Source organism: Micromonospora sp. RL09-050-HVF-A (genome assembly GCF_019374995.1).
Lineage (GTDB): Bacteria > Actinomycetota > Actinomycetes > Mycobacteriales > Micromonosporaceae > Micromonospora > Micromonospora antibiotica.
On the sequence record NZ_JAGKQP010000002.1, the window covers coordinates 3,654,424 to 3,675,798 of the forward strand.

The following is a 21,375-nucleotide window of genomic DNA, read 5'->3' on the forward strand; positions in this document are numbered from 1 at the left end:
CGCGCAAGTCGCTGGGGAGTGCGTAGATTTCGACGCACTCCCCAGCCCGCCCCGGTCGAACCCGCCGATCGCAGGCTGACGCAAACCTCTTGATCGCCAAGCCGCAAGCCACCCGCCCAGGCAGACATCAGGGCGCGGTGATCAAGAGGTTTACGTCATCCCCCGACCACACCTAATGCAAACCTCTTGATCACCGGGGCGGACCCGAGGCGCGGCCAAGCGCCGCCGACCCGCGCAGCCGCCCGAGCCGGTGCCCCCGGACAGCCACCGAGGCAGGCCAGTTCAGGCGAGGGGAAGGTAGACGCGGTTGCCGGTGGAGCGGAATTCGGCTGACTTGGCCTGCATGCCCTGGGCGGCGTACTCCTTCAGCTCCTGGGTGATCTTCATGGAGCAGAACTTCGGGCCGCACATGGAGCAGAAGTGGGCGGTCTTCGCCGGCTCCGCCGGGAGCGTCGCGTCGTGGTAGGCGCGGGCGGTCTCCGGGTCCAGCGACAGGTTGAACTGGTCTTCCCAGCGGAACTCGAACCGCGCCTTGGACAGCGCGTCGTCCCAGGCCTGCGCGCCGGGGTGCCCCTTGGCCAGGTCGGCCGCGTGTGCGGCGATCTTGTACGCGATCACGCCGGCCTTCACGTCGTCCCGGTCGGGCAGGCCGAGGTGTTCCTTCGGGGTGACGTAGCACAGCATCGCGGTGCCGAACATGCCGATCATCGCGGCCCCGATCGCCGAGGTGATGTGGTCGTACGCGGGCGCGATGTCGGTGGTCAGCGGGCCGAGGGTGTAGAACGGGGCCTGGTGGCACCACTCCTGCTGGAGGTCCACGTTCTCCTTGATCTTGTGCATCGGCACGTGGCCGGGGCCCTCGATCATCACCTGCACGTCGTACTCCCAGGCGATCCGGGTCAACTCGCCGAGGGTGCGTAGCTCGGCGAACTGGGCCTCGTCGTTGGCGTCGGCGATCGAGCCGGGTCGCAGCCCGTCGCCGAGGGAGAACGTCACGTCGTAGCGGGCGAGGATCGCGCACAGCTCCCGGAAGTTGGTGTAGAGGAAGTTCTCCTCGTGGTGCGCCAGACACCAGGCCGCCATGATCGAACCGCCCCGGGAGACGATCCCGGTGACCCGGTCGACGGCCAGCGGCACGTACGGCAGCAGCACCCCCGCGTGCACCGTCATGTAGTCGACGCCCTGCTCGGCCTGCTCGATGACGGTCTCCCGGAACACCTCCCAGCTCAGCTTGACCGGGTCGCCACCGACCTTCTCCAGCGCCTGGTAGATCGGCACGGTGCCGATCGGCACCGGCGAGTTGCGCACGATCGCCTCCCGGGTCTCGTGGATGCGCTTGCCGGTCGACAGGTCCATCACGGTGTCCGCGCCCCACCGGGTGGCCCAGGTCAGCTTCTCCACCTCCTCGGCGACCGACGAGGTCACCGCCGAGGTGCCGATGTTGGCGTTGACCTTCACCAGGAACGCCTTGCCGATGATCGCCGGCTCGCACTCGGGGTGGTTGACGTTGAGTGGCAGCACCGCCCGGCCGGCGGCGATCTCGTCGCGCACCAGCTCCGGCGGCAGCCCCTCCCGGATCGCCACGAACTCCATCTCCGGGGTGACCACCCCGGCGCGGGCGTACCAGAGCTGGGTGGGGCGTTTGGCGTCGACGCCGGCCAGCGGGGTGCCCGCGCCCCGGACCGGCGCGACGTCGCCCCGCTCGGCGATCCACGGTCCGCGCAGCGGCGGCAGCCCCACCTCCGGGTCCGAGCCGGGGCCGGAGGTGTCGTAGAGGCGCAGCGGCGGGTTGTCCCCGGCCAGCTCCACCTCGGCGAACGGCACCCGGACGTCCGGCCGGGACCCCTCGACGTAGACCTTGCGACGTGCCTGCATGACAGCCTCCCTGTTGGTCATCGGGACCAGCCGAAGTGGTCCAGCGGGCCGCGTCCCGCGCCCAGTTCCCAACCCCGCGCGCCGGTCAGCGCACGGGTGACGTACTCCTTGGCGGTGGCGACCGCGACCGGCACCGGGTCGCCGGCGGCCAGCCGGACGGCGATCGCCGCCGAGAACGAGCAGCCGGTGCCGTGGCTGTGCCGGGTGTCCACCCGGGGGGCGCGCAGCAGGGTGGTCGTTGCGCCGTCGGCCAGCACGTCGACCGACTCGCCGGCCGCGTCGACGTCACCGCCGGTGACCACCACGTACTCGGGGCCGCCGGCCGCCAGGGCCTGCGCCGCGGCGACCATCTCCTCGACCGTGGTCACCGGGCGTCCGGTGAGGGCGGCGGCCTCCGCGCAGTTCGGCGTCGCCACCCGGGCGTACGGCAGCAGCCGCTCGACGGCCGCGACCACCCCGAGCCGGTGTCCGCTGGTGGCGACGAGCACCGGGTCGACGACGAGGTGCGGCAGCCGGCCCGCCTTCGCCGCCTCGGCCACCGCGTCGGCGACCGCCGGGGTGCCGAGCATCCCGGTCTTCACCGCCCGGACCGCGAAGTCGCCGAGCACGCTGTCGAGCTGCTCGGTGACGGTGCGTGGGGGTAGCGGCAGCACGGCGTCCACGCCCCGGGTGTTCTGCGCGGTGACGGCGGTCAGCACGCTGGTGCCGTACGCGCCGAGGGCGGCGAAGACCTTCAGGTCGGCCTGGATGCCGGCGCCGCCGCCGGAGTCGGAGCCGGCGATGGTGAGCACGGTCGTGGGTGTCATGTCGTCTCCTCGGGCCACGCGTCGGTGCTCGGGGTGCGGGGGAAGGCGCTGGTGAGGGTCGTCGCGGCCCCGGTCGGGTCGGCGGCCCGCATGATCGCGCCGAGCACCGCCACCCCGACCGCGCCCGCGTCGACGCAGGCCGTCACCTGCTCCGGTGTCTCGACGCCGCCCAGGGCGAGCACGGGCACCGGGCTGCGCCGGATCAGGTCGCGCAGCCCGTCCGGGCGCAACGGTGGGCCGTAGCCGGGTTTGCTGCGGGTGGCCCAGACCGGTGAGAGCGTCACGTAGTCCTCGGTGGTCAGTCGGGCCAGCTCCGCCGTGTCGTGGCAGGACCGGCCGACCAGTCCGACGGCCGGCGGCGGGTACGGCCCGGCGGCGGGCAGGTGGACGGCGTCCCCGTCCAGCGGGTCGGGGCCGGCCACGATCAGGGTGCCGCCGGCCTGCGCCAGGACGGCCCGCAGGTCGACGGCGATCGCCGCCCGTTCGGCGCGGGGCAGGTCCCTCTCCCGCAGCACCACCCACCGCACCCCACCGCCTACCGCCCCCGCGACCACGTCGACGAGGTCGCCGCGCGCCACCAGCCGGTCGGTCAGCAGCACCACCCCGTCCGGCCGGAGGAGGGGTGGGGCGGCCGGGCGGGTCACAGGTCGGGTCTTCCGTCGTCGGGGGTGGAGGCGAGGGCGTGGAAGCGGCGGGGTATCCGCCCGGCGTTGTACGCGAGCCGCCCGGCCCGTACGCCGTGCCGCATGGCGGTGGCCATCGCCGTCGGGTCGGCGGCCCGGGTGACGGCGCTGGCCAGCAGCACCCCGTCGCAGCCCAGTTCCATGGCGAGGGCCGCGTCGGAGGCGGTGCCGATCCCGGCGTCGAGGATCACCGGCACGTCGACGCTCTGCCGGATGATCCGGATGTGGTGCGGGTTGGTGATGCCCAGTCCGGAACCGATCGGCGCACCGGCCGGCATCACCGCCGCGCAGCCGACGTCGGCCAGCCGGCGGGCCAGCACCGGGTCGTCGGAGGTGTACGGCAGCACGACGAAGCCGTCGGCGACGAGTTCCTCGGCGGCCCGCAGCAGCTCCACCCCGTCCGGGAGCAGGGTGCGTTCGTCGCCGATCACCTCCAGCTTGACCCAGTCGGTGTCGAACGCCTCCCGGGCCAGCCGGGCCACCTTGACCGCCTCGGCGGCGGTGTAGCAGCCGGCGGTGTTGGGCAGCAGCCGCACCGCGCACCGGTCGAGCAGGTCGAGCAGTCCCCCGGCGGTGCCGGGGGCGGTGTCGACGCGGCGCAGGGCGAGGGTGACCAGTTCGGTGCCGGAGGCCCGGATCGCCTGTTCCAGCACGTGCAGGTTGGCCGCGCCGCCGGTGCCGAGGATGAGCCGGGAGGTGAAGGTCTGTCCGGCGATGGTGAGGGGCATCCGGGTCACCCGCCCTGGGCGGCGCTGAGCACCTCGACCCGGTCGCCGTCGCGCAGCTCGGTGGCGGGCCAGCCGCCCCGGGGGACCACCTCGCCGTTGACCGCGACGGCGATTCCGCGCCGCTGCCCGGTGACCGTGGCGACCAGGTCCGCGACGGTCGTGCCGCCGGCCAGCTCGCGTCCGACGCCGTTGACGATCAGTCGCACGTGTCCTCCTCAGTGGAACCGGTCGGCGGTGAAGGGGGTGAGCAGCGGGTCCGGCTGACCGGTGACGATCAGGTCGGTGATCAGGTCGGCGGTGACCGGGGTGAGCACGATGCCGTGCCGGTGGTGGCCGGTGGCGGCGAGCACGCCGGGGCGGCCGGGCAGCGGGCCGAGGATCGGCGCGTTGTCCGGGGTGCCGGGGCGCAGCCCGGCGGTGGCCTCGGTCAGCGCGTACTCGGCGAGTTCGGGGACGAGGTCGACGGCGGCCCGGAGCAGCCGCAGCACCGCCCCGGTGGTCACCTCGGTGTCGGCGCGTTCCTCGACGGTCGCCCCGAGCACCACCTCGCCGTCGTCGCGGGGGACGAGGTAGACCGACTCGCCGTCGGCGTACCCCCGGATGACGTGCCGGAAGCCGGGCGGGCGCTGGTCGGGCGCGCGCAGCCGCAGCACCTGGCCCTTGACCGGGCGGACCGGCAGCCCGGTCAGCGCGGCGGCGCCGCAGCCGGCGGCGACCACGACGACGGGCGCGTCCACCTCGGCCAGTCGGGTCACTAGGCCGGGCAGCAGGGTCGCGCCGGCCCGCTCGGCGGCGACCCGGAGCGCGTCGACCAGCCGGCGCGGGTCGACCTGGTGGTCGCCGGGGGCGACCGCTCCGCCGCGCAGCCGGGGGGTCAGCGCCGGTTCGCGCTCCCGCAGCTGCGACGGGCGCAGCGCGCTGATCGGCAGCCCCAACCCCTGCTGGTACGACCAGAGCCGGCGGGCTTCGGCCAGGTCGTCCCCGGTGAGCCCGACGACGAGGGTGCCGTCGGTGCGGTAGCCGAACTCCCTGCCGGTGGCGGCGGTCAGTTCGGCGGCGAAACCCGGCCAGCGGGCGGCGGACGCGGTGAGCAGCCCGGTCAGTTCCCGTTCCCCGAAGTACGCCTCGGCGACCGGGGCGAGCATCCCGGCGGCGACCCGGGACGCGCCGGAGCCGGGGGCCGGGTCGTGCACGGTCACCCGCAGGCCCCGGGTGGCGCAGCGCCAGGCGATCGCCAATCCGACCGGCCCCGCGCCCACGATGGCGACGTCGGGCCGGGTCAGCACGTCAGTGCCGCGATCAGTTCGGCGGTGGCCCGGCCCGGGTCGGCGGCGGTGGACAGCGCCCCGACCACCGCCACGCCGTACGCCCCGGCGGCCCGCAGCGCCGGCACGGTGGCGGCGGTGACCCCGCCGATGGCGATCACCGGCACGGCGACGGCGGCGACGACGGCGTGGATGCCGGCGGGGCCGATCGGGTCGGGCAGGCCGGTCTTGGTGGCGGTGGGATGGCACGGGCCGACGCCCAGGTAGCTGGCCCCGGCGGCGACGGCCCGGGCGGCGGCGTCCGGTTCCCGGGCGGTCGCGCCGAGCACGGCGGCGGGGCCGAGGACCCGGCGGGCCGCCGCGACGGGCAGGTCGTCCGCGCCGACGTGGCCGCCGTGGGCGTCCACCGCGAGGGCGACGTGCAGCCGGTCGTTGACCAGGCAGGTCGCCTCGTACGGCACGCAGAGCGCGCGTACCCGTCGGGCCAGGTCGTACGCCTGCCGGTCGGTGGTGTCGTCGGTCACCCGGACCTGGACGACGAGGTCGGCGCGGGCCACCGGGAGGGCGGCCCGTACGACGGCGAGCGGGTCGCACCCGGGGCGGGTGTCGGTGATCAGATGCAGTCGGCCGAGGGACGGCACGGCAACTCTCCTCCCTGCGCCGGCATTACCCGGATCAGGTTCGACGGTCGGGGGCTCTCAGCCCCCCTCTCAGCCCGGTGTACCGGGCTCCCGTGGGTCACGTGCCTGTGACCGTACGACAGATCCGCTGATCCGCCAAGGGGTGTTAGATTGATCCAGGACTATCAATGCGTACGGTTGTGGGCTTGTATCCACATAAGCCGGAAAAGCGAGTCGCCGATACCGAATCGTTACATGCTCATGCCTTGCCGGAAACCAATCCAGCGGCGCTAATTTGTTCAACCGATCGACATTATTCCGGTGCGGAGCCTCGGCGTGGCCCGCACCTGATCGCCACTGGTGCGGACCTCGGCGGGCCCACACCGATCCGACCGGGGACGGTCTGCGGCGAGTCGTCCCCATGCCCCCACCACTGTCCAGCACGGACAAAAGGAGCATGGAGTGTCTCCATCCCGCCATCGCCGCGCCCGTCGCGGCCCACTGGGTGCCGGTCTACTGGCCCTCTCCCTACTTGCCAGCGGCCTGATCGGCGGCACCGCCGCCCAGGCCGCTCCCGTCGCGGCGGCCCAGCCACAGGCCGCACCGGCACCGGCGGCAGCCGCCGCCGAACCCTTCTCGGTCCTGGTCTTCTCCAAGACCGCCGGCTTCCGGCACGACGCCATCCCGGCCGGCATCGCCGCGATCCAGAAGCTCGGCACCGACAACGGGTTCACCGTCGACACCACCGAGGACGGAGCCGCCTTCAACGACACCAACCTGGCGAAATACCAGGCGGTGATCTGGCTCTCCACCACCGGTGACGTGCTCGACAGCACCCAGCAGGCCGCGTTCGAGCGCTACATCAAGGCCGGCGGCGGCTACGCGGGCGTGCACGCCGCCTCCGACACCGAGTACGACTGGGCCTGGTACGGCGACCTGGTCGGCGCGTACTTCTCCGGCCACCCCGCCAACCAGCAGGCCACCGTCAAGGTCGAGGACCACGCGCACCCGTCGACCGCCGACCTGCCGGACCGCTGGTCCCGGTTCGACGAGTGGTACAACTTCCGCACCAACCCGCGCTCCAAGGTGCACGTGCTGGCCAGCCTGGACGAGAAGTCCTACAGCCCGGGTGCCGGCGCGATGGGCGCCGACCACCCCACCGCCTGGTGCCAGGACTACGACGGCGGTCGGTCGTGGTACACCGGCGGCGGCCACACCCAGGCGTCGTACACCGAGCCGGAGTTCCTCAGCCACCTGCTCGGCGGCATCCGCACCGCGGCCGGCGTCGAGAACGCCGACTGCGGCGCCTCCAAGACCGCGAACTTCGAGAAGGTCACCCTCGACAGCAACACCAACAACCCGATGGAGCTGGACATCGCTCCGGACGGCCGGGTGTTCTACGCCGAGCGCGACGGCCGGGTGCAGATCGTGAAGCCGGACACCGGCAACACGGTCACCGCGACCCGGCTGGACGTCTTCACCGGCAACGAGGACGGCCTGCTCGGGCTGCGCCTCGACCCGGACTTCGCCACCAACAAGTGGATCTACCTGTACTACGCACCGGCCGGTGGCGCCCCGCGCAACTACCTGTCCCGGTTCACCGTCAACGGTGACACCATCGACAAGGCCACCGAGAAGGTCATCCTCCAGGTCGACACGCAGCGCAACACCTGCTGCCACGCCGGCGGCAGCATGACCTTCGACTCGCAGGGCAACCTCTACCTGGCCACCGGCGACAACACCAACCCGTTCGAGTCGAGCGCCTTCACCCCGATCGACGAGCGGGCCGGCCGGCAGGACTACGACGCGCAGCGCAGCGCCGGCAACACCAACGACCTGCGCGGCAAGGTGATCCGGGTGCACCCGGAGGACGACGGCACCTACACGATCCCGACGGGCAACCTGTTCGCCCCGGGCACCGCGAAGACCCGTCCCGAGATCTTCGGCATGGGCTTCCGTAACCCGTTCCGGATCGGCGTCGACCAGAAGACCGACACCCTCTACGTCGCCGACTACGGGCCGGACGCCTCGACGGCCAACCCGAACCGGGGCCCCGAGGGCCTGGTGGAGTGGAACATCGTCGCCACGGCCGGCAACTACGGCTGGCCGTACTGCACCGGCAACAACAAGGCGTACAACGACTACACCTTCCCGTCCGGGCCGAGCGGGGCGAAGTTCGACTGCGCCGCGCCGGTCAACGACTCGCCCAACAACACCGGCCTGACCAACCTGCCGCCGGCCATCGCGGCGACGGTGGACTACGGCTACGCGGGCGACCCGCGCTTCCCCGAGATCGGTGGCGGCGGTGCCCCGATGGGCGGCCCGGTCTACCGCTACGACGCCGACAGCACGTCGGGCCGCAAGTGGCCGGCGTACTACGACGGCAAGGCGCTGCTCGGCGAGTGGAACCAGTCGAAGATGTACACGATGCAGGTCAGCGCGGACGGCAAGACGCTGGTCGACATCAACCAGCTGCTCACCGGCATGCCGATGATCCGTCCGATGGACTTCGAGTTCGGTCCGGACGGCGCGCTCTACATGATCGAGTGGGGCACCGGCTTCGGCGGCAACAACGACGACTCCGGGGTCTACCGGATCGACTACACCGCCGGTGACCGCGCCCCCATCGCCGAGGCCAGCGCCGACCCCACCTCCGGGGCCGCGCCGCTGACCGTGAACTTCTCCAGCGCCGGGTCGCGTGACCCGGACGGCGGCACGCTGACCTACGCGTGGAAGTTCGGTGACGGCCAGACCTCCACCGAGGCGAACCCCACCCACACCTACACCGCGGCCGGCGACTACACCGCGCAGCTCACCGTCACCAACCCCAAGGGCCGCACCGCCGTGGCGAACGTGCCGGTGACGGTCGGCAACACCGCCCCGACGGTGACCATCGAGTTCCCGCCCAGCGGCGGTTTCTTCGAGTGGGGCGACCAGGTCAAGTACACGATCAAGGTGACCGACCCGGAGGACGGCACCGTCGACTGTGACCGGGTGCAGCTGCAGGTGCTGCTCGGCCACGACGAGCACGCCCACCCGCTGGAGCAGCACACCGGCTGCACCGGCACCGTGCAGACCTCGCTGGCGTCGGGTCACGGCGCGGAGGCCAACGTCTTCGCGGTCTTCGAGGCCACCTACACCGACGACGGCGGCACCGGCGGCGCCGGCCCGTTGACCGGTCGGGCGATCGAGATCCTCCAGCCCAAGCGCAAGCAGGCCGAGTACTACACGGCCACCGGGCGGGCCCCGGGCAGCACCGGCGGCGGTGACCCGGGCGTGCAGAAGGAGACCACCACCGACCCCGCCGGTGGCGGCCAGAACATCGGCTTCATCGAGGACGGCGACTGGTGGTCGCTCGTCCCGGCCAACCTGACCGGGGTCGAGCAGATCCGGTTCCGGGTGGCCTCCGAGGTCCAGGGCGGTCGGATCGACGTGCACGCCGGTGCCGTCGACGGCCCGGTCGTGGCCACGGCCACCGTGCCGAGCACGGGTGGCTGGCAGCAGTTCGTCGACGTGACCGCGCCGGTGACGGCCGGTGCGGAGGGCGCGCTGTACTTCGTCGCCAAGGACCCCGCCGGTGGCGCGGGTTCGCTGTTCAACGTCAACTGGATGGACTTCATCGGACGGGGCGTCACCGACAACGCGCCGCCGCAGGTGACGGCCACCGCCACCCCGGCGACCGGCACCGCGCCGGTCACCGTGACCTTCACCGGCACGGCCACCGACACCGAGGGTGACACCCCGCTGACGTACGCCTGGGACTTCGGTGACGGCGGGACGGCGACGACCCTGAACGCCACCCACACCTACACCACCCCGGGCACCTTCACCGCCACCCTGACGGTGACGGACAGCCGGGGTGCGAAGTCCTACGCGACCGTCCCGGTCAAGGTGGACGCGCCGACCAACTCGTGCCTCGGCGCGCGGTCGGACGAGTTCCTCGGCAACAGCCTCGACAAGGACCGCTGGTCGGTGGTCCGGGAGAACCAGCTCTACTCGGTCTCCGGTGGGGCGCTGCGGCTGCCCACCTCCTCGGGTGACCTGTACGGCTCCCGTAACGACGCGACCAACCTGGTGCTCCAGCCCGCACCCAGCGGGGCCTGGCAGGCCACCACGAAGGTCACCGTGCCCGTCACCGCCGACTACCAGCAGGCCGGCCTGCTGATCTACGGCGACGACGACAACTACGCCAAGGTGGACCTGCTCTACGGCGGTTCGCGCAAGGTGGAGTTCATCCGGGAGACCGCCGGGACTCCGCGTAACGACGCGGCCGACGCCGTGGCCGCCCCGGCCGGTGACACCATCTGGCTGCGGCTGATCAGCGACGGCACCAACCTGACCGCGCAGTTCTCGACCGACGGTGTCACGTTCACCCCGGTCGGCCGGTCCGCCGCGCTGGCCGGCATCACCAACCCGCGCATCGGCCTGCTCGCCCTCAACGGTGGCACCACCGCCCCGGTGGTGGACGCGGTGTTCGACTCGTTCCTGGTCTCGCCGGACGCCCCGGCCGGCCCGGTCACCCCGTCGGACGAGTTCACCGGCACCACGCTCGACAAGTGCCGGTGGAACGCGGTGCTCCGTGAGGACCCGGCCGGTTACCGGGTGGTCGACGGTGCGCTGAAGATCGACGTGCCGTCCGGTGACATCTACGGCACCAACAACACCGGGCCGAAGAACTTCATCCTCCAGACCGCGCCGAGCGGTGACTGGACCCTGGAGACGAAGGTCGACGGCAGTGCCCTGGCCGAGCAGTACCAGCAGGCCGGTCTGATCGTCCACGCCGACGACGACAACTACGTCAAGTTGGACTACATCGTGGACAACCAGGCCGGGCAGGCGGTCTCCCGGCGGATCGAGTTCCGTGGCGAACTCGCCGGGGCGACGCAGAACCCGCAGCCCCAGGTCTCCAACCTGACCTCGGGGGTGTGGTACCTGCGGCTGGCCCGCGCCGGTGACACCTTCACCGCGTCGTACTCGGCGGACGGGCAGGAGTGGACCACGTTCGAGACGGTGACGAACACCGCCGTCGGGGCCACCCCGAAGATCGGTCTGTTCACCCTCGGCGCGAACGCGGCCACCTCGAAGACGGCCTCGTTCGACTACTTCCGGCTCTCCACCAGGGCGGCCGACACGACCGCCCCGGTGACCACGGCCACCGTCTCCGGCACCCCGACCGAGGGTTGGCACACCGGCCCGGTCACCGTGACGCTGGCGGCGGCCGACGAGGCCGGCGGTAGCGGGGTGGCGAGCACCGAGTACCAGCTCGACGGGGCCACCACGTGGACCGCGTACACCGAGCCGGTGCAGGTCAGCGGGGACGGCACCCACGAGGTGCGGTTCCGGTCGACGGACGCGGCCGGCAACGTGGAGGCGACGAAGAAGGTCGCCGTGAAGATCGACGCCACCGCGCCGGTCAGCTCGGCGTCGTTCGCCCCGGCCAACGACGACGGCTGGCACAACGGCACCGTCCCGGTGGTGATCACCTCCACCGACGCCGGTTCCGGGGTCAAGAAGCTGGAGTGGTCGCTCGACGGTGGCGCCTGGACGGCGTACACCACGCCGGTGGAGGTGACCGGGGACGGCACGCACGAGCTGCTGTACCGGGCCACCGACGCCGCCGGCAACGTCGAGGCGCTGAAGTCGGCGGTCGTCAAGATCGACGGCACCAAGCCGACGTTGCTGGTCTCCGGCATCGCCGACGGCCAACTCTACGGTGACAGCCAGGACGTCCGGATCTCGTGGCAGGCGGTCGACCCGACCTCCGGCATCAAGACGACCTCCGGCGTGCTGGACGGTCGGGCGTACGCCAGCGGCACCCTGCAGGCGCTGTACGAGCTGCCGCTCGGCCTGCACGAGCTGACGGTGACCGCGACCGACAAGGCGGGCAACTCCACCACCTCGACGGTCCGGTTCTTCGTCACCACCTCGTTCCGGGACATGCAGAACCTGCTGGACCGGTTCAAGGCGACCGGACGACTCTCCACCAAGGCGCACCGTCAGCTGTCCAACAAGCTGGACGCGGTACGGGAGTCCGAGGCGGCGGGCAACGACAAGCGGGCGGTGCAGCAGTTGACCGCCTTCAAGGCGTTGGCCACCGACCCCGCGGTGGTGACCGACACCGACGTGCGGGACGTGCTGGTCCGGGACGCCGACGCCATGATCGTCCGGCTCGGTGGCGCGGCCACCAAGGCCGGCGTCAAGGCGAACGCCAACAAGTCGGTCAACGGGGCCGGCCGGCTCGGTGCCGACCCCACCCGGATCGCCAAGGGCGGTTCGCTGTAAGGAGCACCACGGGGCCGCTCCCACCGTCGACACCGGCGGTGGGGGCGGCCCCTCCACATAGCAAGGGAGACGTCGATGCGTACCTTGAGAGCCCTCGCCGCGCTGGTCGTGGCGGCCCTGGTGACCCTGCCGGCGGGTCCGGCGGCGGCGCACGGCGGAAAGGTCAAGCTGACGGTGGCCGGTGACGGCGCCGGTGGGGTGACCGTGATGGCCGTGTACGCCGACGGGCACCGGCTGGACCAGCCGGTCCGGCTCACCGTGACAGCCGAGGGTGAGGGGGGCCGGACGGCCGGGCCGGTGCAGATCGAGCCGTCCGGGGAGGGGCAGGGCTTCTACAGCAGCGGCCCGCTGCTCTCCCCCGGCGACTGGCGGGTGACGGTCCGCGCCCCCGCCCCCTACCAGAGCACGGCGACCGCTCAGGTGCAGGCCCGGGTGGCCCAGTCGCCGTCGCCGGTCGCCGCCACGCTGCCGCCCACCGGCGGGGACGCCGACGACGGCTTCGGCGGCTGGCCGTGGCTGGCCGGTGCGCTGGCGGTGGTCGTCGTCGCCGGGTCGACGCTGCTGTGGTGGCGTCGCCGGGCCCACCCCGGGGAGCCGACCGGCCTGGCCGGCTGACGACCTGGTACCCGATCGGGCCCGGACACCGCGACGGTGTCCGGGCCCGACCGCGTCCGACCCGGGCCGGTCAGAGCAGGGCGTCCAGGGCGTCGAGGTCGTCGTCGGTGGGCTGCCAGGTGCCGGCGGCGGCGTTCGCCCGGACCTGCTCGGCGGTGGTGGCCCCGGCGATGACGGAGGCCACCGCCGGTCGGGCGGCCAGCCCGCCGATGGCCACCTGGAGCAGCGTCAGCCCCCGCTGCGCCGCAAACGTCTCCAGCGCCTCGATGGTCTCCCAGCGGGCCGCGGCGAGCCGCTCGGCGTACCGGCCACCGCCGGAGAGGCGGCTGCCGGCGGGTGGGGCGGTGTCGCGCCGGTACTTGCCGGTGAGCAGCCCGTTGGCGAGCGGGAAGAACGGCAGCAGGCCCAGGCCGAACCGCTCGCAGGCCGGAATGATCTCGACCTCGGCGTCGCGGTGGAGCAGGTTGTAGTGGTTCTGCGCGCTGACGAACCGGGTCAGCCCCCGGGTCTTCGCCGTCCAGTCGGCGTCGGCGATCTGCCAGCCGGAGAAGTTGGAGTTGCCCAGGTAGCGCACCTTGCCGGCGCGGACCAGGTCGTCCAGCGCGGCGAGCGTCTCGTCGATCGGGGTGTCCGGGTCGGGTTCGTGCAGCTGGTACAGGTCGATGTGGTCGGTGCCGAGCCGGCGCAGCGACGCCTCGACGGCCCGCACCACGTACCGCCGGGACCCGCGTACCCCGAAGTCGCGGCCGTTGCGCCCGCCCATCGACATGCCGAACTTGGTGGCCAGCACCACGTCGTCCCGGCGGCCCTTGAGGGCCTGCCCGAGCAGTTCCTCGGAACCCCCCGGGGGCTCGCCGTAGATGTCGGCGGTGTCGAAGAAGGTGATCCCGGCGTCGAGCGCGGCGTCGACCACCGCCCGGGTGCCGTCGATGTCGAGCTTGCGGCCGAAGTTGTTGCAGCCGATGCCGACCACGGACACCACGAGCCCGGAGTCGCCCAACCGGCGGTAGGTCATCTCAGTCACGAGATCCACCCTATGCCGCCCGGACCGGCCCCGACCCCGCCCGACGACCGGCCGGGGTCGGCACCTCACGGTCCGCGTGGGTGACTCAGCCCACGTCCCAGACCGGCTCCGGGGTCTCCACCACCTCACCGTCCCCCCGGAACAGCACGAACCGGTCGAACGAGCGGGTGAACCAGCGGTCGTGGGTGACCGCGACGACCGTCCCGGCGAACGCGGCCAGTCCCGCCTCCAACGCCTCGGCCGAGGCCAGGTCGAGGTTGTCGGTCGGCTCGTCGAGCAGCAGCAGGGTCGCCCCGGACAGCTCCAGCAGCAGCACCAGGAACCGGGCCTGCTGACCGCCGGACAGGGTGCCGAAGCGCTGGTCGCCCTGGCCGGCCAGCTCGTAGCGGCTCAGCGCCGCCATCGCCGCGTGCCGGTCCATTCCGGCCCGGTGCTCGTCGCCCCGCCACAGCGCCTCGACCAGGGTCTTGGCCATCAGCTCCGGCCGGTCGTGGGTCTGCGAGAAGTGCCCCGGGCGGACCCGGGCACCCAGCCGGACCACCCCGCCGTGTGCCACCGGGGCCAGCGCGGCGGCCCCGTCGACCGGGCCGTTGGCCGGGTCGGGGTCGGTGCCGCCCCGGGCCAGCAGGCGCAGGAAGTGCGACTTGCCGGTGCCGTTGGCCCCGAGCACCGCCACCCGGTCGCCGTACCACAGCTCCAGGTCGAAGGGGTAGGTCAGGCCGTCCAGCTCCAGCTGCTCGCAGATCACCGCGCGCTTGCCGGTCCGCCCGCCGGCCAGCTGCATCCGGATGTCCTGGTCCTTCGGCGGTACGGGTGGCGGCCCGGCCTCCTCGAACTTGCGCAGCCGGGTCTGCGCCGCCTGGTAACGGGAGGCGAGCCCGTCGTTGTACGCGGCTTTCTGCTTGTACATCAGCATCAGCTCACGCAGCTTCTGGTGCTCCTCGTCCCAGCGGCGACGCAACTCGTCGAGGCGGGCGTGCCGGGCGGTGCGGGCCTCGTGCCAGCTGGCGAAGCTACCCGGGTGCACCCAGGCGCTGCCCCCCTCGACGGCGACCACCCGGTCGGCGGTACGGGCCAGCAGCTCCCGGTCGTGTGAGACGTACAGCACCGACTTGGTGGACTCGCGCAGCCGTTGCTCCAGCCAACGTTTACCGGGCACGTCGAGGAAGTTGTCCGGCTCGTCGAGCAGCAGCACCTCGTCGGTGCCCCGCAGCAGCAGCTCCAGGGCGAAGCGCTTCTGCTGGCCACCGGACAGGGTCCGCACCGGGCGGTCCCGGGACGCGTCCCAGGGCAGGTCGAGCACGGTGGTGGTGACGGTGTCGAAGAGCACCTCGGCGTCGTACCCGCCGGCCTCGCCCCAGGCGGCCAGCGCGTCCGCGTACGCCAGCTGGGCCTTGCCGGCGGCGGTGCTGTACTTGCCGCGCAGCTCGGCGGCGCGCATGGCCTGTTCGGTGTCGACGAGCCGGCGGCCGGCGTCGCGCAGCGCCGGCGGGGCCAGCGACAGGGCCAGGTCGGCCAGCGTCGACTCGTCACCGATCATGCCGATGAACTGCCGCATCACGCCGAGCCCGCCGGCCCGCGCGACCGCGCCGGTGCGCACCGGCAGGTCCCCGGCGACCATCCTCAGCAGCGTCGTCTTGCCGGCGCCGTTCGGCCCGACCAGGGCGACCTTGGCCCCCTCACCGACCCGGAACGACACGTCGGCGAAGAGTTCCCGACCGTCCGGGAGGATGTGCCCGACCGCTGCCACGTCCACGTATCCCACGCGGGCATCCTGCCCGAGGCGTGGGGCCGGAGGACACCGGATTACCGGGTGACCCGCAGCACCCGGTAGCCCTTCTGGCTGGCGTGCCGGGTCACCGCGAAGCCCTCGTCGAGCAGCCAGCGGTGCAGCGAGTCGCCGCCGAGGTGGCGGGCCACCACCAGCCAGCCGACGCCGTCCGGGGCGAGCCGGGGCAGCCAGCGGCGCAGCAGTCCGTGCAGTTCGGGTTTGCCGACGTGGATCGGCGGGTTGGACCAGACCTGGGTGAAGGTGACGTCGGCCGGCACCTCGTCGGGGGTGACCGCGTGGACCCGGTCGGCGGCGTCGATGCGGGCGGCGTTCGCGGCGGTCAGTGCGCGGGCCCGTTCGTTGACGTCGACCGCCCAGACGGTGGCGGTCGGCGCGAGGTCGGCCAGCACGCAGCTGATCGGGCCGAACCCGGAGCCGATGTCGAGCAGGTGGCCACCGGTGGCGGCGGTCGGCAGGTCGGCCTTGCGCAGCAGGACGGCGGTGCCGGGGTCGAGCCGGGTGGCGGAGAAGACCCCGCTGGCGGAGGCGAGTGTGTAGTCGCGCCCGGCGACGTGGAACTCCACCTCGCGGGGGTGGGCCGGGGCGCTGGGCTCCGCGGTGAAGTAGTGGTCGCCGGTCACCGGGGCATTGTTCCACCGGTCCGGAGCGGGGCTGCCGTCGGCCGGCGTCCCCGCCCGACGCGCCACAGACCGTATTTCCTGTTATTACCCCCTAAAGGGGCAATGAACCCTACTCTGGGCGACATGGTATATCGGTACGAGTCCGCTGAGGACGCATTCGAGGAGAACCCGCGGCCCGACGCGGACCTGCCGCTGTTCCAGCCCCCGCCGACCACGGCGGCCGGGCCCTCCCCGTCCCGCTTCCCGGCACCGTCGCTGCCCCGGGTCAACCAACCGGCACCGCCGACGGTCGACCCCGTCCCGATCCGGTCCGCCGTCCAGGTGCCCGGCGCGACGTCCGCACCGGACCGCGCCAGGTCCCGCCGCTCCGGCGACGGCCGGGGCCGCCGGGGTGGCCGCGGCTGGCAGATCGTCGTCGGCGGGGCCGCCGTGCTGATGCTGCTCGGCCTCTGCGGGCTCGGCGGGGCCGTCCTGCTCATCGACCGCACCCCGACCGACGACACGTCGCCGAACGGGCAGGCCGCGCCGACGGCACCGGGCACCGCCACCCCCGACGACCAGGCCGACGGGCCACTGGACTCCCGGGAGGTCGACCGGCAGCCGTTGACCGCCAAGGAGGTCTTCCCCGGCAGCAAGCTGGTCATCGGCGTCGACCGGCACGAATACCAGGTGCTCAAGACCCAGTCGAACGCCAGCTGCGCCGTCGCGGCCACCGGCGAGATAGCCGACCTGCTGGTCACCCTCGGGTGCAGCCAGGTGGTCCGGGCCACCCTGCGCTCCCCCGACGAGGACCACCTGGTCACCGTCGGCCTGCTCAACCTGACCGACCTGGCCACCGCGCAACGCGTCCGGGACCGGATCCGCCCACTGCTCGACGACCGGCGCGGCCGGTTCCGGGGCATGCCCGCGGGGGAAGACACCGAGTCGGTCGCCACCGCCGCCGCCCGCGTCGCCTGGCAGGTGCGCGGCCACTACGTCGCCTACTGCCTGGTGACCAGGGACGACGCCGGTGCCGTCCCGGCCGGCGACCAGACCGTCCGCGAGATCATCTACGACCTGGTCGAACTGCACCTCGACAAGGGCGTCCTGGACCGCCGGGCGGCCGGCGTCAGCGTCGACCAACCCACCGCCAAGGCCACCAGCCCTCGGCCACCCCGCACGCCGGGAACCGGAAGACCCCACCCCCACCGCGACCCCCCGCGCCGGCGACCCGGACACCGACGAGCTGCCCGGCGACTGACGACCACCGACGCAGGCCCGGCCGGCGCGGCCGGGCCTGCGTCGTGCCCGGCCCGGAGGGAACGGGATCCGCCGCCCGGGACCCGACCGTCCCCGGCCCTCAGGACTGGACGGGGAGCCGCAACCGGCGGGTACGGTCGGCGCGGTCGGCGTACTCGGCCGGGTCGTGTGGATAGCCGACGGCCACCAGGGTCAACCCGTGCGCCGGCGCGACCGTCACCTCGCTGGAGCGTTCCCGCCGGGCCAGCAGCCCCGCCGGCCACTCGACCGGACGTCGACCGTCCCCGGCGGTCAGCATCGCCCCCACCAGGCTGCGCACCATCGCCTGGCAGAACGCGTCGGCCTGCACGGTGGCGACCAGAATGCCGTCCGGGTCCCGCCGCCAGTCCAGCCGGGTCACCTCGCGCACGGTGGTGGCGTTCTCCTTACGCCGGCAGTACGCGGCGAAGTCGTGCTCCCCCACCAGGCCGGCCGCCGCGACGTTCAGGGCGGCCAGGTCCAACGGTCGGGACCAGGCGAGGATGTCCCGCCGTCGCAACGGCTCGACCCCCCACGGCGCATCGGTCACCCGGTACTCGTACCGACGGAAGGTCGCCGAGAAGCGGGCGTCGAACTCGACGGGCACCTCGGTCATCGCCCGGACCCGCACGTCACCGGGGAGCAGCCGGGCCAGCCGGCGCAGCAGCCGCCCCCGGTGCTCCGCCCAGACGCCGACGGGCACGTCGAGGTGGCAGACCTGCCCGGTGGCGTGCACCCCGGCGTCGGTCCGGCCGGCCACCGTCAACCCGGTGACGGCACCCGCCCCGAGCACCAGGTCCAGCGTCTCGACCAGCACCCCGGCCACGGTGCGCCGGGCCGGTTGGACCGCCCAGCCGGAGAAGTCGGTGCCGTCGTACGAGACGTCCAGCCGCAGCCGGGTCCGCTCGTCCACCTCGTACCTCCCGTTCACGGCGTCGGGCCCGGCACCCCAGGAAGGGATGCCGGGCCCGACGATGCTGCTGGTGCTCAGGCCTTCTTCTCGGTGGCCTCGTCGGTCTCGGTGGCCTCGTCGCTGTCCTCGCGGGCGGCGGCGGTGTCACCGGACGCCGAGACCGGCGCCTCGGAGTCCTGGTCGGCCGGGGCCGCCGGGGTCTCCTCGGCCGGGGCGAGCGCCTCGACCTTGTCCTGCTGGGCGGCCTTGCGGGCGGCGGTCTTCTTGTTCGCCTTGGGCTCGGCGACCTGAAGCTCCTCCACCAGCTCGATGATCGCCATCGGAGCGGCGTCACCCTTGCGCGGGCCGGTCTTCACGATCCGGGTGTAGCCACCGTTGCGGTTGGCGTACCGGGGCGCGATCTGGTCGAACAGGGAGTAGACCACGTCCTTGTCCTTGACGACGCCCAGCACCCGCCGCCGCGAGGCGAGGTCGCCCCGCTTGGCCTTGGTGATGAGCTGCTCGGCCAGCGGACGCAGCCGCCGGGCCTTCGTCTCGGTGGTCTGGATCTTGCCGTGCTGGAACAGCGCGGTGGCCAGGTTGGCCAGCATCAGCCGCTCGTGCGCGGGGCTGCCGCCGAGGCGGGGGCCCTTGGTGGGCGTGGGCATGCTTGGTGCTCCTCAGGTGTGGCGGCAGCGCGGACTAGAGCTGCTCGGTCTCGCGATAGTCGTCGGTGTCGTAGTCGGCCTCACCGAAGGCGTCCACGACGTGTGCCGGGTCGAAGTTCGGGGCCGAGTCCTTCAGCCCCAGACCCATCCCGGCGAGCTTCATCTTGACCTCGTCGATCGACTTCTGGCCGAAGTTGCGGATGTCGAGGAGGTCGGCCTCGGTACGCCCGATCAGCTCACCAACGGAGTTGATGCCCTCGCGCTTGAGGCAGTTGTAGGAACGGACCGTGAGGTCCAGCTCCTCGATCGGCAGGGCCAGGTCCGCCGCCAGCTGGGCGTCCTGCGGGGACGGCCCGATGTCGATGCCCTCGGCGGTCTCGTCCAGCTCCCGGGCCAACCCGAACAGCTCCACCAGCGTCGAACCGGCGGAGGCCAGCGCGGTACGCGGACCCATCGACGGCTTGGTCTCGACGTCGATGATCAGCCGGTCGAAGTCGGTCCGCTGCTCGACGCGGGTCGCCTCGACGCGGTACGTCACCTTGAGCACCGGCGAGTAGATCGAGTCGACCGGGATCCGGCCGATCTCGGCGCCGGCCTGCTTGTTCTGCGCCGCCGTCACGTAGCCGCGACCCCGCTCGACGGTCAGCTCCATGTCGAGCCGGCCCTTGCCGTTGAGGGTGGCGAGCTTGAGGTCGGGGTTGTGCACCGAGACACCGGCCGGGGGCTGGATGTCGCCTGCGGTGACGTCGCCCGGACCCTGCTTGCGCAGGTACATGCTGACCGGCTCGTCGTGCTCGGAGCTGACGCAGAGCTCCTTGATGTTCATGACGAGCTCGACCACGTCCTCCTTGACCCCGGGGATCGTGGTGAACTCGTGCAGCACACCGTCGATCTTGATCGAGGTGACCGCGGCACCCGGGATGGACGACAGCAGCGTACGCCGCAGCGAGTTACCCAGGGTGTAGCCGAAGCCGGGCTCCAGCGGCTCGATGGTGAACCGGGAACGGGTCTCGTTGATCGACTCTTCGGAGAGAGACGGTCGCTGGCTGATGAGCATCTTTTCTCTTCTCTTCCGGGACGCCCGCTATATGACGTCCACGACACGAACTGTTCCGGTGGCCCGCCCCGCAGGACGGGCCACCGCAACGGGCCCTACTTGGAGTAGAGCTCGACGATCAGCTGCTCCTGGACCTGGGTGTCGATCACCTGACGGGCCGGGAGCGAGTGCACCAGGACCTTCATCTGGCTCGGGATCGCCTCCAGCCACGCCGGAACGGTCTTCGAGCCGGCCTGGGCCTGCGCCACGATGAACGGGGTGAGCTCCTTGCTCTTGCCCCGGACCTCGATGATGTCGTGCTCCTTGACGCGGTACGACGGGATGTCGACCTTCTTGCCGTTCACGGTGAAGTGACCGTGCTTGACAAGCTGGCGGGCCATGTCCCGCGAGTGCGCGTAACCGGCCCGGTAGACCACGTTGTCGAGGCGCGACTCGAGGATCTGCAGGAGGACCTCACCGGTCTTGGCCTGCTTGGCCACGGCCTCCTCGTAGTACCCGCGGAACTGCTTCTCCAGCACGCCGTAGACCCGACGCGCCTTCTGCTTCTCGCGGAGCTGGAGCAGGTACTCCGTCTCCTTGGTGCGGCCACGACCGTGCTGCCCGGGCGGGAACGGCCGGGACTCGAACGGGCACTTCGGGCCATCGCACTTGCTGCCCTTGAGGAACAGCTTCATCTTCTCCCGCCGGCAACGGCGGCAGTCAGCACCGGTGTAACGAGCCATCTCTCTCTAACCTCTCAGACCCGGCGACGCTTCGGCGGACGGCACCCGTTGTGCGGCTGCGGGGTGACGTCGGCGATCTGGCCGACCTCCAGCCCGACGGCCTGCAGCGAGCGGATGGCGGTTTCCCGGCCGGAGCCGGGGCCCTTGACGAACACGTCGACCTTGCGCATGCCGTGCTCCATCGCCCGACGCGCGGCGGCCTCGGCGGCCAGCTGCGCGGCGAACGGGGTCGACTTGCGGGAGCCCTTGAAGCCAACCTGGCCCGCGGAGGCCCAGGAGATGACCGCACCGGTCGGGTCCGTGATGGACACGATGGTGTTGTTGAACGTGCTCTTGATGTGCGCCTGCCCGTGGGCGACGTTCTTGCGTTCCTTGCGCCGGACCTTCTTGACTGCGGCTCCGGCACGAGCCTTAGGTGGCATAAGTCTTCTGCGCTCCTGTATGGGTTCTCGATCGACTGCTGGCTCTT

At 72.4% G+C, this 21,375-nt stretch carries 17 protein-coding genes and 1 riboswitch; of the genes, 2 read left to right on the forward strand and 15 right to left on the reverse strand.

Features of this window, described 5'->3' with window-relative positions:
* Nucleotides 1–282: 282 nt before the first annotated feature.
* The 7 genes from thiC to thiE all read right to left on the reverse strand — a co-directional run bounded on the left by thiC (nt 283) and on the right by thiE (nt 5,998).
* A complete protein-coding gene (thiC, locus tag J7462_RS15770) occupies nt 283–1,875 on the reverse strand; it encodes a phosphomethylpyrimidine synthase ThiC (protein ID WP_219464721.1) in 1,593 nt (530 codons plus the stop codon).
* Nucleotides 1,876–1,892: 17 nt separating this feature from the next.
* Nucleotides 1,893–2,681 (reverse strand): bifunctional hydroxymethylpyrimidine kinase/phosphomethylpyrimidine kinase, encoded by a 789-nt coding sequence (thiD, locus tag J7462_RS15775; RefSeq protein WP_219464723.1) that lies wholly within the window; start codon nt 2,679–2,681, stop codon nt 1,893–1,895.
* Nucleotides 2,678–3,325, reverse strand: coding sequence for a thiamine phosphate synthase (locus tag J7462_RS15780; RefSeq protein ID WP_219464725.1), 648 nt, complete (start codon nt 3,323–3,325; stop codon nt 2,678–2,680). Before J7462_RS15780 ends, thiD begins: the two co-directional genes overlap by 4 nt.
* Nucleotides 3,322–4,092, reverse strand: a complete 771-nt coding sequence (locus J7462_RS15785; protein WP_219464728.1) for a thiazole synthase — start codon at nt 4,090–4,092, stop codon at nt 3,322–3,324. Before J7462_RS15785 ends, J7462_RS15780 begins: the two co-directional genes overlap by 4 nt.
* A 5-nt stretch (nt 4,093–4,097) precedes the next feature.
* Nucleotides 4,098–4,298 carry a sulfur carrier protein ThiS gene (thiS, locus tag J7462_RS15790; protein ID WP_219464730.1) on the reverse strand — a complete coding sequence of 67 codons (201 nt, stop codon included), beginning with the start codon at nt 4,296–4,298 and terminating at the stop codon, nt 4,098–4,100.
* A gap of 9 nt (nt 4,299–4,307) precedes the next feature.
* On the reverse strand, nt 4,308–5,378 hold the full coding sequence (gene thiO, locus J7462_RS15795; RefSeq protein WP_219464732.1) for a glycine oxidase ThiO: 1,071 nt from the start codon (nt 5,376–5,378) through the stop codon (nt 4,308–4,310).
* Nucleotides 5,372–5,998 (reverse strand): thiamine phosphate synthase, encoded by a 627-nt coding sequence (gene thiE / locus J7462_RS15800; RefSeq protein WP_208568190.1) that lies wholly within the window; start codon nt 5,996–5,998, stop codon nt 5,372–5,374. Before thiE ends, thiO begins: the two co-directional genes overlap by 7 nt.
* Nucleotides 5,993–6,101, reverse strand: a riboswitch (TPP riboswitch). Its footprint overlaps the gene before it by 6 nt.
* Nucleotides 6,102–6,439: 338 nt before the next feature.
* Here thiE and J7462_RS15805 point away from each other — a divergent pair.
* Both J7462_RS15805 and J7462_RS15810 read left to right on the forward strand, forming a co-directional pair.
* A complete protein-coding gene (locus tag J7462_RS15805) occupies nt 6,440–12,259 on the forward strand; it encodes a ThuA domain-containing protein (protein WP_219464734.1) in 5,820 nt (1,939 codons plus the stop codon).
* Nucleotides 12,260–12,334: 75 nt separating this feature from the next.
* Nucleotides 12,335–12,874 carry a hypothetical protein gene (locus J7462_RS15810; protein ID WP_219464735.1) on the forward strand — a complete coding sequence of 180 codons (540 nt, stop codon included), beginning with the start codon at nt 12,335–12,337 and terminating at the stop codon, nt 12,872–12,874.
* A gap of 70 nt (nt 12,875–12,944) precedes the next feature.
* On the opposite strand, the gene J7462_RS15815 is transcribed toward J7462_RS15810, so the two are convergent.
* From J7462_RS15815 to rpsK, 8 genes are all read right to left on the reverse strand, one after another.
* The gene (locus J7462_RS15815; protein WP_219464737.1) at nt 12,945–13,907 is read right to left on the reverse strand and encodes an aldo/keto reductase; all 963 of its coding nucleotides are present in this window, start codon (nt 13,905–13,907) and stop codon (nt 12,945–12,947) included.
* A 76-nt stretch (nt 13,908–13,983) separates the two neighbouring features.
* The gene (locus tag J7462_RS15820; RefSeq protein WP_219464738.1) at nt 13,984–15,663 is read right to left on the reverse strand and encodes an ABC-F family ATP-binding cassette domain-containing protein; all 1,680 of its coding nucleotides are present in this window, start codon (nt 15,661–15,663) and stop codon (nt 13,984–13,986) included.
* Nucleotides 15,664–15,704: 41 nt separating this feature from the next.
* Entirely contained in the window at nt 15,705–16,310 is a 606-nt protein-coding gene (locus tag J7462_RS15825) for a class I SAM-dependent methyltransferase (RefSeq protein ID WP_219464739.1), read from the reverse strand.
* Nucleotides 16,311–17,649: 1,339 nt separating this feature from the next.
* On the reverse strand, nt 17,650–18,480 hold the full coding sequence (gene truA, locus J7462_RS15830; RefSeq protein WP_219464740.1) for a tRNA pseudouridine(38-40) synthase TruA: 831 nt from the start codon (nt 18,478–18,480) through the stop codon (nt 17,650–17,652).
* Between the two features lie 74 nt (nt 18,481–18,554).
* Nucleotides 18,555–19,127 (reverse strand): 50S ribosomal protein L17, encoded by a 573-nt coding sequence (rplQ, locus tag J7462_RS15835; RefSeq protein ID WP_219464741.1) that lies wholly within the window; start codon nt 19,125–19,127, stop codon nt 18,555–18,557.
* Between the two features lie 34 nt (nt 19,128–19,161).
* Nucleotides 19,162–20,184 carry a DNA-directed RNA polymerase subunit alpha gene (locus J7462_RS15840; protein ID WP_007073009.1) on the reverse strand — a complete coding sequence of 341 codons (1,023 nt, stop codon included), beginning with the start codon at nt 20,182–20,184 and terminating at the stop codon, nt 19,162–19,164.
* 95 nt (nt 20,185–20,279) lie between these two features.
* Complete coding sequence (gene rpsD / locus J7462_RS15845; RefSeq protein ID WP_067301470.1) at nt 20,280–20,906, reverse strand: 30S ribosomal protein S4; 627 nt, start codon at nt 20,904–20,906, stop codon at nt 20,280–20,282.
* A gap of 14 nt (nt 20,907–20,920) precedes the next feature.
* Nucleotides 20,921–21,328, reverse strand: coding sequence for a 30S ribosomal protein S11 (gene rpsK, locus J7462_RS15850; RefSeq protein WP_030329919.1), 408 nt, complete (start codon nt 21,326–21,328; stop codon nt 20,921–20,923).
* Nucleotides 21,329–21,375: the final 47 nt, after the last annotated feature.

Bases quoted from the DNA above. Each gene is read 5' to 3' on its own strand.
- rpsK (WP_030329919.1), bottom strand. From the start codon at position 21,328: ATGCCACCTAAGGCTCGTGCCGGAGCCGCAGTCAAGAAGGTCCGGCGC.
- J7462_RS15785 (WP_219464728.1), bottom strand. From the start codon at position 4,092: ATGCCCCTCACCATCGCCGGACAGACCTTCACCTCCCGGCTCATCCTC.
- rpsD (WP_067301470.1), bottom strand. From the start codon at position 20,906: ATGGCTCGTTACACCGGTGCTGACTGCCGCCGTTGCCGGCGGGAGAAG.
- rplQ (WP_219464741.1), bottom strand. From the start codon at position 19,127: ATGCCCACGCCCACCAAGGGCCCCCGCCTCGGCGGCAGCCCCGCGCAC.
- thiC (WP_219464721.1), bottom strand. From the start codon at position 1,875: ATGCAGGCACGTCGCAAGGTCTACGTCGAGGGGTCCCGGCCGGACGTC.
- thiD (WP_219464723.1), bottom strand. From the start codon at position 2,681: ATGACACCCACGACCGTGCTCACCATCGCCGGCTCCGACTCCGGCGGC.
- J7462_RS15840 (WP_007073009.1), bottom strand. From the start codon at position 20,184: ATGCTCATCAGCCAGCGACCGTCTCTCTCCGAAGAGTCGATCAACGAG.
- J7462_RS15810 (WP_219464735.1), top strand. From the start codon at position 12,335: ATGCGTACCTTGAGAGCCCTCGCCGCGCTGGTCGTGGCGGCCCTGGTG.